Genomic DNA, 13,067 nt, shown 5'->3' with positions numbered 1-13,067 from the left:
CGCCTCGCCGAGCATGCGCGCACCTTCAAGGGAGATGCGCAATGAGTACCACCCGAAAACTCTGGCTTGGCCTCGCCGCCTTGCTGGTAGCTTCCTTCGCCGTGTTGCTGTGGGTCGGCAACGAGGTCCACCAGCAGGCGCCACCGCTGCCCTCGGCCGTGGTCAGCAGCGATGGCCGCACGTTGTATACGCGCGCCGACATGGAGGAAGGCCGCCAGGTGTGGCAGAGCATCGGCGGCCAGCAGCTCGGTTCGATCTGGGGTCACGGCGCGCTGCTCGCACCGGACTGGAGCGCCGACTGGCTGCACCGCGAAGCGGTCGCCATGCTGGAGCTGCTGGCGCGCGACGAAGGCGCCGCTTCGTTCGATTCGCTCGACGCCGAGCGCCAGGCGGCGCTGAAGGCACGCATCCAGCCCGAGCTGCGCCACAACACCTACGACGCCGCCAAGGACACGATTACCGTGTCGCCGCTGCGTGCGCAGGCAATGGAAGTGGTGGCCGCGCACTACATGAGCCTGTTCAGCAACGACCCGGCCACCGCCAAGCTACGCGAAGGCTACGCGATGCGCGAGAACACCATCGCCGAGATGGAACATCGCCGCATGGTCACCGCGTTCTTCTGGTGGACCAGCTGGGCCGCCGCCGCCGAGCGGCCGGACAGCACCATCAGCTATACCCAGAACTGGCCCTATGACACTACCGTGGGCAACACCGCCACGCCGGCCAACTTCATGTGGTCGGTGTTCAGCGTGCTGTTCCTGATCTTCGGCATCGGCCTGCTCGGCTGGCACCACGCGCGCCAGGTGAGCCACGAGCCGCTGCCGCCGATCCCCTCGCGCGACCCGCTCACCGAGCTGAAGCCGACGCCTTCAATGAAGGCCACCGGCAAGTATTTCTGGACCGTGCTGGCGCTGTTCCTGGCGCAGATCCTGTTGGGCGCCACCACCGCGCACTACCAGGTGGAAGGCCAGCAGGCCTACGGTTTCGCGCTGGCCAACTACCTGCCGTACAGCCTCACCCGCACCTGGCACACCGAGCTGGCGGTGCTGTGGATCGCCACCGCGTGGCTGGCCACCGGGCTGTACATCGCGCCGCTGATCTCCGGCCATGAGCCGAAGTTCCAGCGGCTCGGCGTGAACTTCCTGTGGGTGTGCCTGCTGGTGATCGTGGTCGGCTCGTTCGCCGGCCAGTGGTTCGCGGTGATGGACAAGATGGGCCTGCAGTACAACTTCTGGTTCGGCCACCAGGGCTGGGAGTACACCGACCTCGGCCGCTTCTGGCAGATCTTCCTGTTCATCGGGCTGATGTTGTGGCTGTTCCTGGTCGGCCGCGCGCTGTGGCCGGCGATGCGCGGCGGCAAGGAAGGCGCCTCGATCGTGGGCCTGCTGTTCCTCTCCACCGTGGCGATCGGCCTGCTCTACGGCGCCGGCCTGATGTGGGGCGAGCACACCCACATCGCGATGGTCGAGTACTGGCGCTGGTGGGTGGTGCACCTGTGGGTGGAAGGCTTCTTCGAGGTGTTCGCCACCGCGGTGATCAGCTACCTGTTCGTCAAGCTGGGCCTGCTGCGCGTAGGCAGCGCCACCACCAACGTGCTGTTCGCCACCATCGTGTTCATGGCCGGCGGCGTGCTCGGCACCCTGCACCACCTGTACTTCAGTGGCACCACCACGGCGGTGATCGCGCTGGGCGCCAGCTTCTCGGCGCTGGAAGTGGTGCCGCTGGCGCTGATCGGGCTGGAAGCCCACGACACCTGGAAGAAGCAGCATGCCGCGCCGTGGATGGCGCGCTACCGCTGGCCGATCATGTTCTTCGTGGCGGTGAGCTTCTGGAACCTGATCGGTGCGGGCCTGCTCGGCTTCCTGGTCAACACCCCGATCGCGCTGTACTACATGCAGGGCCTGAACCTCACCGCCACGCATGGCCACACCGCACTGATGGGCGTGTACGGCATGCTTGGCCTGGGCCTGATGCTGTTCTGCCTGCGCGGCATCAAGCCGCAGGCCGAGTGGCGCGAAGGCTGGCTGCGCGGCGCGTTCTGGCTGCTCAACATCGGCCTGTCGATGATGGCCGTGCTGACCCTGCTGCCGCTGGGTATCCTGCAGCTGAAGGCGGTGCTGGAACACGGCTACTGGTTCGCCCGCTCGGCCGAGTTCATGGACCGCCCGCTGATCCACATGCTGGTGTGGATGCGCGTGCCGGGCGACACCCTGTTCGCCGTCGGCGCCTTGCTGATCGCGGTGTTCGTCGCTGCGCTGTGGCTGTGGCCGAAACGGCGGACGGCCGGCGCACCATTGCCGCAAGGCGTCCCCGAGAGCGCGTGATTCCTCGCGCACATGACGTACGTCAGGGCGCGCCGCACGGCGCGCCCTGATGCTTTTCCCGAATCCCGAATTCCGGAACCCGCATGCTCGAGTTCTATCCGCAGATCAAATGGGTGCACATCGCCTGCGTGCTGGCCAGCGGGTCGCTGTTCGCCCTGCGCGGCCTGCTGGTGCAGGGCGGCCATGCCGGCGCCGCGCAATGGGAACCGGTGCGCTGGCTCAGCTACGCCATCGACACCACCTTGCTCACCGCCGCGCTGATGCTGCTGAGCATCCTGCCCCGCGCGCTGTTCGCCAACGGCTGGCTGACCACCAAGCTGGTGCTGCTGGTGGCCTACGTGGTGCTCGCCACGCTGGCGCTGAAGCGGGCACGCACGCCGCGCGCACGACTGGGCTTCTTCATGGCAGCACTGGCCACTTACGTCTACATGCTGGGCGTGGCCCGCATGCATCACCCGCTGGGCTGGCTGCACGGGTGGCTGGCATGAGCGCCGCGCAACCGTTCGACCACGTCGAGCCGCGCGACCACACGCTGGACGCCTGCTTCCTCGGCCCCTACGGCGAGAACGACACGCTGCTCGAAAAGATGATGGTCGAGTTCCTGCGCGACCACGTCTACTGGCGGCGCAATTTCCACCCGGAGGATCCGCCGGCGATCGCCACCGCCGCCGCGCATCATCCGGACTACCTCGCCTTCGAATCGCGCATGCGCCGCGAGCTGCATCAGCTCTCCGCCGCGCTGAAGAAGTCGGTGCCGTTCCACAGCCCGCGCTACATCGGCCATATGGCTTCCGACCTGCTGCTGCCGGGACTGGCCGCGCAGATGCTCACCCTGCCGTACAACCCGAACAACGTCAGCGAGGACGCCGCGCCGGTCACCGTCGACATGGAAGTGCAGGCCGGCCTGCAGCTGGCGCGCATGCTCGGCTATCCGCATGACCCGGCCCAGGAAGCCTGCGCGTTCGGCCACCTCACCTCCGGCGGCACCCTGGCCAACTACCAGGCGCTGCGCCTGGCGCTGGCACTGAAGGCGTTTCCGGTGGCGCTGCGCGCTGCCGGCGTGCCGGAGCTGGCGCTGCCGGCGGACGACTGGGCCGCCTTCAACCTCGCCCCCGCCGACGCCATCGCACTGCTGCAAGCCTGGCAGCACTGGCTGGCGGCGCAGGCCCCGGCGCAACGCGCGCACTGGCTGCAGCGGGTGGAGCGCGAACGCATCGAGCAGCGCGGCCTGGCCGGCTTCTTCGCCGTGCACCCGCAACTGCGCGTGCCGCTGGTGCTGGCGCCGGTCACCGCGCACTACTCGTGGAGCAAGGGGCTGAAGCTGCTCGGCCTCGGCCGCGACCAGCTGGAGCTGCTGCCCACCGACGGCATGCGGCTGGACCCCGCTGCCTTGCGCGCCACGCTGGAGCGCTGCGCGCGCGAGCGCCAGCCCGTGCTGATGTGCGTGGCCGTGCTCGGCGGCACCGAGTACGGCACCATCGACCCGATCGACGCCGTGCTCGCCGCGCGGCAGGTCTCGCGCGCAAGCGGCCTGGATTTCGCCGTGCACGTGGACGCCGCCTGGGGCGGCTACCTGGCCACGCTGTTCCGCCACGAGGACGGCTCGCTGCGCACGCGCGAGGAGGTGGCCGCCGACTACGTGCAGTTCCCCACCCCGGCGGTGCATGCGGCGTTCGCCGCGCTGGGCGACACCGACTCGGCCACCGTCGACCCGCACAAGCTCGGCTACCTGCCCTACGGCAGCGGTGCCTTCATCTGCCGCGACCACCGCGCGATGGCGCTGCTGGCCGAGCGCGCCGACTACGTGTTCCACGCCACCACACCCGCCGGTTATCTGGCGCGCTACCGCAGCCTGGGACAGTTCATTCCGGAAGGCTCGAAATCCGGCGCAGCGGCGGCCGCGGTGTACGTGACGCACAAGGTATTGCCGCTGGACCACGCCCACTTCGGCGCCCTGCCGCGCGCCACCGTGCGCGCGGCGGAAACCTTCCACGCACGTGCGCAGCGCTTCGCGCTGGAACTGGCCGACGACGTGCATGCGCTGGTGCCGTTCGCGCCGGACAGCAATCTGGTCTGCCTCGCGCTCAACCCCTGCGGCAACACCTCGGTGGCCGCGGCGAACGCCTTCGTGCGCGAGCTGCACGACAGCCTGCGCTGCGACCCGCGCCAGCCGCTGCAGACGAAGGAGTTTTTCGGCTCGGTGACCAGCCTGCGCCCGGACATGCTGGGTCCGGCGCAGACCTCGCGCATCTTCGCCGCGCTGGGTCTGGACCCGGCCAGCCTCGACCCGGACGAGGACCGCCTGCTGATCCTGCGCCACACGTTGATGAACCCGTACCTGATCGACCACGAGAACGGCATCAGCTACATCGACCGCTACTTCGATTTCCTCGCCCGGCGCGTGCACGCCCTGCACGCTGGCGCGGAGTCCCATCCATGATCACGGAGTCTCCGATGGACAGCGTCCTGCGACTGGTCAACCCGCAACGCGAGAGCGATCAGCGCTGGGTGCACACCGCGCTGGCCAAGCTGGCGCAGGAGGCGGCACGCTCGGCCGACACCCACCTGCTCAAGCTGAATTTCCCCGGCTTCCACGGCATCGACTTCTACTTCAAGGACGAGGCTGCCCACCCCAGCGGCAGCCTGAAGCACCGCCTGGCCCGCTCGCTGTTCCTGTACGCGCTGTGCAACGGCTGGCTGCGCGGCGGGCAGACCGTGGTGGACGCGTCCTCCGGCAGCACGGCGATCTCCGAGGCGTGGTTCGCGCGCCTGCTCGGCCTGCCGTTCATCGCGGTGATGCCGGCCTGCACCGCGCCGGGCAAGATCCGCGACGTGCAGGCGCTGGGCGGCGAGTGCGACCTGGTCGACGACCCCGCGCAGGTGCATGCGCGCGCCGCCGAGCACGCCGCGCGCGGCGCCTGCCACCTGGACCAGTTCGGCCTGGCCGAGCGCGCCACCGACTGGCGCGGCAACAACAACATCGCCGAGTCGATCATCGGCCAGCTGGTGCTGGAAGCCGAACCCGAGCCGGCCTGGATCGTCTGCGGCGCCGGCACCGGCGGCACCTCGGCCACCATCGGCCGCTACCTGCGTTACCGCCGCCTGCACACGCAACTGTGCGTAGCCGAACCGGCCGGCAGCGCCTACGTGCACGGCTGGCGCAACCGCGACGCGCAGGCGGTGGCCAGCCAGCCGACCCTGATCGAAGGCATCGGCCGGCCGCGGGTGGAACCGGGCTTCATCTTCGAGGTGGTCGACCGGGTGATCGAAGTGCCCGATGCCGCCTCGATCGCCGGCGCCTGGCTGCTGGAGGACCTGTTCGGCAACCGCTACGGTGGCTCGTCCGGCACCAACCTGGTCGCCTGCCTGCAGCTGGCCGCCTCGATGCGCGCGCGCGGCGAACGCGGCAGCATCGTCAGCCTGCTGTGCGACCGCGGCGAACGCTACGCGCAGACGCTGTTCGATCCGTCGTGGCTGGCCGCCCACGACATCGACCTCGCGCCATGGACGGCCGCGCTGCGCGCCAGCCTGGCCTGCGGCCGCCCACCGCTCAGCGCATGAGCGCGACCAGGCCGCGCGAACCTGCACCACCCGCCGCGGCGGTGGCTGTGCTCGGCTACGGCCGCTTCGGCCAGGCTTTCGCCGGGCTGCTGCTGCAGGCGGAGTATAGCGTGCGTGCCTGGGATCCGCACGCGGACATCCCCGCCGCACTGGCCGCCGCGTCGATGCCGGCGGCAATCGACGGCGCAGCATGGATCGTGCTGGCGATGCCGGTGCCGCGGCTACGCGACACCCTGCTCGCGCTGCGCCCGCTGCTGCATGCCGGACAGACCGTGCTCGACGTGGGCAGCGTCAAGATGCATCCCTGCGCCACGATGGACGAGCTGCTCGGCGCGGCCATTCCGCACGTCGGCACGCACCCGCTGTTCGGCCCGCTCAGCCTGGCCCGCAACGAGCGTCCGCGGCGCACGGTGATCTGCCCCGCTGCGGATCACCCCGCAGCCGCCGTACGCGCCCGCGAGCTGTTCACCGAACTCGGCTGCGAGGTGGTCGAGCTGGACCCGGAAGCGCACGACCGCGCCATGGCGAAGACCCACGCGCTGGCATTCTTCGTCGCCAAGGGCCTGATCGAGCTCGGCGTGGACGATGGCCTGCCGCTGGCGCCGCCCTCGTTCCAGAGCATGCGCCACATGCTGGACGCGGTGCGTGGCGATGCCGGCCACCTGTTCGCGGCGATCCAGCGCGAGAACCCGTTCGCGGCCGAAGCGCGCACGCAATTGCTGGCGGAACTCGAACGCGTGCACCGGCAACTGCTGGCCGATGCGGATGGCGACAGCCTGGCGATTCCCGCGCCGCCCGAAGCCGACGCCTGAACCTCCGCGAGCTGCACGGCCTCGCCGCCGGAACCCGGCCAACCGCAACCGCTGCGGCGCCATGCCACAACGCCTTGCATGGCATCGCATGGCAGCATGCGCCTGTCGAAGCCCTGCGTCGGGCTGCCGGGGAAGTCCTTGCGCCACGCGCGTAAAATCCGCGTCCTGTTTGCCTGGCTGGCGCTGTTCGCGCTCGGCCTGACCATCGTCGCGCCGGTAGTTTCCCGTACCCTGGCCAGCGTCGCCGCAAGTTCCGCGCACGACGCGCCGCACGCCATGCACATGGCGATGGAGATGCCCGCCGGGGATGCCGGCGAGCAGCCATCCGGCGACACGCACGACGACCACGACGGCATGCCGATGGAGCAGTGCGGCTACTGCGGCCTGCTCGGCCACAGCCCGCTGCTGGTGGTCATCGCCTGGCTGCCCGGCCTGCTGCCGCAACAGGCCAGCTCGCGCCCGGTAGTGCCGACCGCACCGCGGCGCGGCTCCGAACGTTCCACGCTGACCGCCGTACCGCGCGGCCCGCCGGCCTTCCTGCTCAGCTGATCTGCGTTGACCCGCGGCCGGCGTACTCCCGCGCCCGCCGCCCCGCCAGAACATCGAGGAATGCCATGTCTGCCCGTATTTTTTGCGAGCGCGCCCGTGCGGCTGCGCCATCGTCGCCGCACGCCCCCGCCGTGCCCCTTCCCATCCGCCGCGCCCTGGCGCACACGATCGGGCTCACCCTGCTGCTGGCGCCACCGCTGACCGCGGCGGCCACCGAGCCGCCCGTCCAGGTCTTCGCGCCAATCGTGGTTACCGCGGTGATGCAGGACGAACCGCTCACCGTGACCACCAACCCGAAGGCGCCGCGCCAGCCGGTGCCGGCCAGCGACGGCGCGGATTTCCTGAAAACCATCCCCGGCTTCGCGGTCATCCGCAAGGGCGGCAGCAACGGCGATCCGGTGCTGCGCGGCATGGTCGGCTCGCGGCTGAACATCCTGGTCGACGGCGGCCAGATCGGCGGTGGCTGCCCGTCGCGGATGGACCCACCCACCGCCTACATCTCGCCGCAGCTGTACGACCGCGTCACCGTGATCAAGGGGCCGCAGACCGTGCAGTACGGCCCGGGCAACTCCGCCGGCACGGTGCTGTTCGAGCGTGATTTCAAGCGGTACACCGAGCCGGGCCATACGTTCGAGGGCAGCCTGCTGGGCGGATCGAACGGCCGCAACGACCAGATGGTCGACCTGCGCGCCGGCACACCGGACGTCTACATGGGCGTCAGCGCCAACCACACCCACGCCCAGGACTACGAGGACGGCGACGGCCGCCGCGTGCATTCCTACTACGACCGCTGGAACACCGACCTCACCCTGGGCTGGACGCCGGACGACGACACCCGCGTCGAGCTGACCGCCGGCAAGGGCGACGGCAAGGCGGCCTATGCCTTCAGCAGCATGGACGGCGCGCAGTTCCTGCGCGAGAGCGTGGGCCTGAAGTTCGAGCAGCGCTACGCCGGCGGCGCGCTGCAGAAGCTCGACGCCCAGCTCTACTACAACTACGCCGACCACGTGATGGACAACTACACCCTGCGCAGCCCGGACCCGCGCAGCAAGATGTCGATGGCGATGGCCAACGACGTGGCGCGCCGCACGTCCGGTGGACGGATCGCCGCCAGCTTCGCCTGGGACGAGTCGCTGGAGCTGGTCGCCGGCGCCGACGGTTCCACCAACACGCACACCGCCCGCATGGGCGGCCCGGCCGGCGGCAAGCTGCCGGACTACCGCACGCAGCCCCGCCTGCGCGATGCGCGCATGGGCTCGGTGGGCATCTTCGGCGAGCTGCGCTGGACGGTGGCCGAACGAGAGCGCGTGGTCAGCGGCGCACGCGTCGACCGCGCGCAGGCGCGTGGCTACAACCTGTCTACCTCCGGGGGCACGGGCGGCGCAGCGAAGGGCGCCGCCAGCCGCGCGTCGACCCTGCCATCCGGCTTCGTGCGCTACGAGCGCGACCTGGCCGCCGCGCCGGCCACGGTCTACGCCGGCATCGGCCATGTCGAGCGCTTCCCCGATTACTGGGAGCTGTTCGGCCGGCACGTCGACAAGAGCGTCGCCGCGTTCCGCGGACTGGAGCCGGAGAAGACCACCCAGCTCGACGCCGGCCTGCAGTTCGGCGACGGCAGGCGACTGAAGGGCTGGGTGTCCGGCTACCTCGGCGTGGTCGACGACTTCATCCTGCTCGACTACGGCAGCGGTACGGCGGGCAAGAGCCAGGCGCGCAACGTGCAGGCGCGCATCGCCGGCGCCGAGGCCGGACTGGTCTACGCATTCGACGCGCGCTGGAAGGGCGACGCCACGCTGGCCTGGGCCTGGGGCGAGAACCGCAGCGACCACCGGCCACTGCCGCAGATGCCGCCGCTGGAGGCGCGCTTCGGACTCACCTACGACAGCGGCGTCTGGTCGGTGGGCGCGCTGTGGCGGTTGGCCACGGCGCAGCACCGGGTGGCGCCCGGCAGCGGCAATATCGTCGGCCAGGACCTCGGGCCCAGCAACGGTTTCGGCGTGTTCTCGCTCAACGCGGGCTGGCGCCTCAGCCGCACGCTCACGCTCAGCGCGGGGATCGACAACCTGTTCGACAAGACCTACGCCGAGCACGTCAACGCGGCGAGCGCGGGACTGGTCGGCTACGTCAACACGCTGCGGGTGAACGAGCCAGGCCGCACCGGCTGGCTGAAACTCGACGTGAAACTCTGAGAGGTTGTGATTTTTTCAGCCTCGAAGCCCGGCCAGGGATGGCCGGGCGCGGATCGGGCACACAAGTGCCTGATTCGCGTGAGCGAGTCCGGGCCTGTACCGGGCTCAGCGATAGAAGAAAACCACAGGAAGTGGTTTTCTTCACAGGCTCTGACGGCGTCGCGCACGCGCTGCGGACGGCGCTTCACGCGCCGCCCGCAGCGCACTGCCTCACGGCTCGTCGTGCATCACGTGCTCGGCCGGGACCGGCTTGTCCCAGCCCGGGTCGTTGAAGTACTGCGGATAGTGCGCGATCGCCGCGCGCATGTCGGCTACCGCCGAAACCTTCTTGGGGTCCGCCTTCAGCGTCTGCGCCGCGCTCATCAGCGGCACCAGGATGCCGTGCAGCGCGGCATCGGGTTCGGCCGACAGCTTGCAGTTGGCGAACATGTAGGTCACGGCGCTTTCCACCTCGGCGGCGCGATCGGCTGCCATCGGCGCGCTCATGTGGCCCATCTCGTAGTGGGCGAGCTCGGCCACCGCGGTGTGCGCGCGGCGCATGCCTTCGCGCAGCGGGGCATCCGGCGTCCAGCGCTGTGCCGGCGCCGGCGCGGCGGCGGTGGCGGCGTGCGCCGGGTGGCTTTCATGGCTGTGCTGGGGGGACGCCTGTGCCGCCAGGCCCAGGCCCAGGCCACACGCCAGTGCTAAAACAGCTTTGACCGATTTCATGCGGGAGACTCCGGCAAGCGGCACGGCTGCCGCGGGTGGGGAAAGGCTAGCGCACCGGGGTGCCACCGCGCCTGACCCACGTCAATCCGGCTCATGCCGCACGCGCCTGCGACAAACGACCGCCCCAGCCATACCGGGGCGCCGCAAGAACGCCCCGCCCCGCACGCAACCGAGGGCGGCAAGTTGCCCGGCGTCAACCCACGCGCTGCGGTGTTGTGTATAAATCGACCCCATCCATGCCGGTGGCCGCCTGCGCGCCGGAATCGGCGGAGCATGCCGGCGCGACTCACGCGGGGGACAGACCTTGCAGTTCGACATCATCCACAGGCTGGTTCGTCGCATGGCGCCGGCCATGCTGGCCATCGCCGGCATGGCGGCGTGGCCCGCGGGCCACGCCGCCGCGGGCACGCCGCCGGTGGCCCAGGCGCGGATCGCCGTGGCCGCCAATTTCAGCGAGGTGGCGCGCCTGCTGGCGGAACAATATGCGCGCCGCAGCGGCAACCGCATCGACATCAGCGTGGCCTCGACCGGCAAGCTGTATGCACAGATCCGCCATGGCGCGCCGTTCGACGTGCTGCTGGCGGCGGACGACAGCACACCGCAACGCCTGGTCGATGAAGGGCTGGCGGTGCGTTCGTCGCTGTACGACTACGCCATCGGCCGGCTGGTGCTGTGGAGTCGCGATGCCACGCTGGTCACCGACGGCGAGCGCGTGCTGCGCCAGCACGACTTCCGCAAGTTCGCGATCGCCAACCCCGCGCTGGCGCCCTACGGTGCCGCCGCGCGCCAGGTGCTGCAGCACGTCGGCCGCTGGGACGCGCTGCAGCCGCGGCTGGTGCTCGGCGAAAACGTGGGCCAGGCCACCCAGTTCGTGCTGAGCGGCAATGCCGAGGCCGGGCTGTTGCCGCGCTCACTGGTGCTGGAGGCGCAACGCCAGGTCGGCGGTTCGACCTGGCTGGTTCCCGCTGACTGGCACCGGCCGATCATCCAGAGTGCGGTCCTGCTCGAGCACGGCAGTGGCAATCCGGCAGCGATTGGTTTCCTGGCATATCTGCGCGACGATACCGCCCGACGCACCATCGCAGCCCACGGGTATGACTGAGCCGGCACCGGCATCGCAACAACGACCATGACGGCGCTGCTGGCCGCCATCCTGGTCACCCTCAAGCTCGCCGGGCTGACCACGCTGATCCTGCTGTTGCTGGGCACGCCGCTGGCCTGGTGGCTGGCACGCACCCGTTCGCGCTGGCGCATGCCGGTCGGCGCGCTGGTTTCCCTGCCGATGGTGCTGCCGCCTACCGTGCTGGGCTTCTATCTGTTGCTGGGCATGGGGCCGGACGGACCGCTCGGCCAGCTCACCACGGCACTGGGGCTGGGCACGCTGGCGTTCACTTTCCAGGGGCTGCTGTTTGCCTCGGTGCTGTATTCGCTGCCGTTCGTGGTGCACCCGCTGCAGTCCGGCTTCGGCGCGATCGACGCGAGCGTGCTGGAGGCCGCCGCCACGCTGCGCGCGTCCCCGTTCGACCGTTTCATCAGCGTGGTGTTGCCGCTGTCGAAACCGGCGCTGGTCACCGCCACGCTGTTCGGCTTCGCCCATACGGTAGGCGAGTTCGGTGTGGTGCTGATGGTGGGCGGCAACATCGACGGCCAGACGCGGGTGCTGTCGGTATTGCTGTACGACCAGGTCGAGGCCATGGCCTACGGCGACGCCCACCGGCTGGCGGCCGGGTTGCTGGTGTTCTCCTTCGGCATGCTGTTGGCGATGCAGTGGCTGGGCCGGCGAACGGCGCTCGTGCATGACTGAGCCGACCCCGGACATCGAGCTGCGCCTGCAGCTGCAGCGCACGAATTTCGCGCTGGACGTGGCGCTGTCGCTGCCCGCGCAGGGCGTCGCCGTGGTGTTCGGCCCCTCCGGTAGCGGCAAGAGCACCCTGCTGCGCGCCATCGCCGGTCTCGAACCGCGCGCCCGCGGACTGCTGCGCGTCGGCGCGGAGACCTGGCAGGACGCACACGTGCGTCTGCCGCCGCACCGGCGTCGGGTGGGCGTGGTGTTCCAGCACGCGGCGCTGCTGCCACACCTGTCGGTGCACGACAACCTGCGCTACGGCTGGCGACGCACCGGCGCGCCGGCAAGCGTCATGCAGGAGTGGATCGACAAGCTGGCGCTGGGGCCGCTGCTGGCGCGGCCGCCGGCCACGCTGTCCGGTGGCGAGCGGCAGCGCGTGGCGCTCGGCCGCGCGCTGGTGTGCCAGCCGCGCTGGCTGTTGCTGGACGAACCACTGAGCGCACTCGACGTCGAGCGGCGCGGCGAGATCCTGCCGTACCTGGAAGCGATCCGGCGCGAGACGCACATCCCCCTGCTGTACGTCACCCATGCGGTGGAAGAGGCCGCCCGTCTGGCCGACCATCTGGTGCTGCTCGAAGCCGGTCGGGTGCGCATCGCCGGCCCGGCGCTGGAAGTGTTGAACAGCGGCGACCTGCCGCTGGCACTGCGCGATGACGCCGCGACCGTGATCGAGGCCAGCGTGCTCGGCCACGATGAGCACGGCCTGTTGCGGCTGGGTACGCCCGCCGGCACGCTGTACGCCCACGGCCCTGCCCATCCCGCCGGCACCCGCGTGCGCCTGCGCGTGCAGGCGCGTGACGTTAGCGTCGCGCTGAGCGCGCACACCGACACCAGCGTGCTGAACATCGTCCCGGCGGTGCTGCAATCGCTGTCGCCGCTGCCCAACGGGCAGCTCCAGTTGCAGCTGCTGGCCGGCGGCCTCCCCTTGCTGGCGCGTGTCTCGCACCAGTCGGCGCAGCGCCTGCAGTTGCGCGAGGGCCTGGCCGTGTGGGCGCAGATCAAGTCGGTGGCACTGCTGGTCTGAAACGCGCCGCGGCATGGCCCGGCGCCGAACCCGATTCGATCGTGCCTGCGGCCT

The 13,067-nt window shown here is 70.3% G+C and carries 11 protein-coding genes; 10 read left to right on the top strand and 1 reads right to left on the bottom strand.

Going from position 1 to position 13,067, the window contains the following annotated elements:
- Window positions 1-41 precede the first annotated feature (41 nt).
- From UUA_RS00475 to UUA_RS00445, 7 genes are all read left to right on the top strand, one after another.
- A complete protein-coding gene (locus UUA_RS00475; protein WP_008433320.1) occupies window positions 42-2,324 on the top strand; it encodes a nitric-oxide reductase large subunit in 2,283 nt (760 codons plus the stop codon).
- Window positions 2,325-2,407: 83 nt separating this feature from the next.
- On the top strand, window positions 2,408-2,812 hold the full coding sequence (locus UUA_RS00470) for a SirB2 family protein (RefSeq protein ID WP_008433319.1): 405 nt from the start codon (window positions 2,408-2,410) through the stop codon (window positions 2,810-2,812).
- Complete coding sequence (locus UUA_RS00465) at window positions 2,809-4,764, top strand: pyridoxal phosphate-dependent decarboxylase family protein (RefSeq protein WP_008433318.1); 1,956 nt, start codon at window positions 2,809-2,811, stop codon at window positions 4,762-4,764. Before UUA_RS00470 ends, UUA_RS00465 begins: the two co-directional genes overlap by 4 nt.
- A 14-nt stretch (window positions 4,765-4,778) precedes the next feature.
- Window positions 4,779-5,885, top strand: coding sequence for a PLP-dependent cysteine synthase family protein (locus UUA_RS00460; RefSeq protein WP_008433317.1), 1,107 nt, complete (start codon window positions 4,779-4,781; stop codon window positions 5,883-5,885).
- Window positions 5,882-6,697 carry a prephenate dehydrogenase/arogenate dehydrogenase family protein gene (locus tag UUA_RS00455; protein WP_039953364.1) on the top strand — a complete coding sequence of 272 codons (816 nt, stop codon included), beginning with the start codon at window positions 5,882-5,884 and terminating at the stop codon, window positions 6,695-6,697. The genes UUA_RS00460 and UUA_RS00455 overlap by 4 nt, the downstream gene beginning before the upstream one ends.
- A gap of 138 nt (window positions 6,698-6,835) precedes the next feature.
- Window positions 6,836-7,246, top strand: a complete 411-nt coding sequence (locus UUA_RS00450) for a DUF2946 domain-containing protein (RefSeq protein WP_238532985.1) — start codon at window positions 6,836-6,838, stop codon at window positions 7,244-7,246.
- Between the two features lie 131 nt (window positions 7,247-7,377).
- Window positions 7,378-9,435, top strand: a complete 2,058-nt coding sequence (locus tag UUA_RS00445; protein ID WP_008433314.1) for a TonB-dependent copper receptor — start codon at window positions 7,378-7,380, stop codon at window positions 9,433-9,435.
- 210 nt (window positions 9,436-9,645) lie between these two features.
- On the opposite strand, the gene UUA_RS00440 is transcribed toward UUA_RS00445, so the two are convergent.
- A complete protein-coding gene (locus UUA_RS00440; protein ID WP_008433313.1) occupies window positions 9,646-10,143 on the bottom strand; it encodes a hypothetical protein in 498 nt (165 codons plus the stop codon).
- Window positions 10,144-10,483: 340 nt separating this feature from the next.
- Between UUA_RS00440 and modA the strand changes: the two genes are divergently transcribed.
- The 3 genes from modA to modC are packed head-to-tail and all read left to right on the top strand — an operon-like array spanning window position 10,484 to window position 13,013.
- Window positions 10,484-11,245: a molybdate ABC transporter substrate-binding protein gene (gene modA / locus UUA_RS00435; protein ID WP_235605973.1), complete on the top strand. Its 762-nt coding sequence runs from the start codon at window positions 10,484-10,486 to the stop codon at window positions 11,243-11,245.
- A 27-nt stretch (window positions 11,246-11,272) separates the two neighbouring features.
- Entirely contained in the window at window positions 11,273-11,947 is a 675-nt protein-coding gene (gene modB / locus UUA_RS00430; protein WP_008433311.1) for a molybdate ABC transporter permease subunit, read from the top strand.
- Entirely contained in the window at window positions 11,940-13,013 is a 1,074-nt protein-coding gene (gene modC / locus UUA_RS00425; RefSeq protein WP_008433310.1) for a molybdenum ABC transporter ATP-binding protein, read from the top strand. The genes modB and modC overlap by 8 nt, the downstream gene beginning before the upstream one ends.
- Window positions 13,014-13,067 lie beyond the last annotated feature (54 nt).

This window comes from Rhodanobacter thiooxydans LCS2, from assembly GCF_000264375.1.
Lineage (GTDB): Bacteria > Pseudomonadota > Gammaproteobacteria > Xanthomonadales > Rhodanobacteraceae > Rhodanobacter > Rhodanobacter thiooxydans.
The sequence above is the reverse complement of the archived record's forward strand: the minus strand, read 5'-3'. Positions and strand labels throughout refer to the sequence as shown.

Coding starts and splice junctions, on each gene's coding strand:
- UUA_RS00475 (WP_008433320.1), top strand. CDS start 42: ATGAGTACCACCCGAAAACTCTGGCTTGGCCTCGCCGCCTTGCTGGTA.
- UUA_RS00470 (WP_008433319.1), top strand. CDS start 2,408: ATGCTCGAGTTCTATCCGCAGATCAAATGGGTGCACATCGCCTGCGTG.
- UUA_RS00465 (WP_008433318.1), top strand. CDS start 2,809: ATGAGCGCCGCGCAACCGTTCGACCACGTCGAGCCGCGCGACCACACG.
- UUA_RS00460 (WP_008433317.1), top strand. CDS start 4,779: ATGGACAGCGTCCTGCGACTGGTCAACCCGCAACGCGAGAGCGATCAG.
- UUA_RS00455 (WP_039953364.1), top strand. CDS start 5,882: ATGAGCGCGACCAGGCCGCGCGAACCTGCACCACCCGCCGCGGCGGTG.
- UUA_RS00440 (WP_008433313.1), bottom strand. CDS start 10,143: ATGAAATCGGTCAAAGCTGTTTTAGCACTGGCGTGTGGCCTGGGCCTG.
- modA (WP_235605973.1), top strand. CDS start 10,484: ATGGCGCCGGCCATGCTGGCCATCGCCGGCATGGCGGCGTGGCCCGCG.
- modB (WP_008433311.1), top strand. CDS start 11,273: ATGACGGCGCTGCTGGCCGCCATCCTGGTCACCCTCAAGCTCGCCGGG.
- modC (WP_008433310.1), top strand. CDS start 11,940: ATGACTGAGCCGACCCCGGACATCGAGCTGCGCCTGCAGCTGCAGCGC.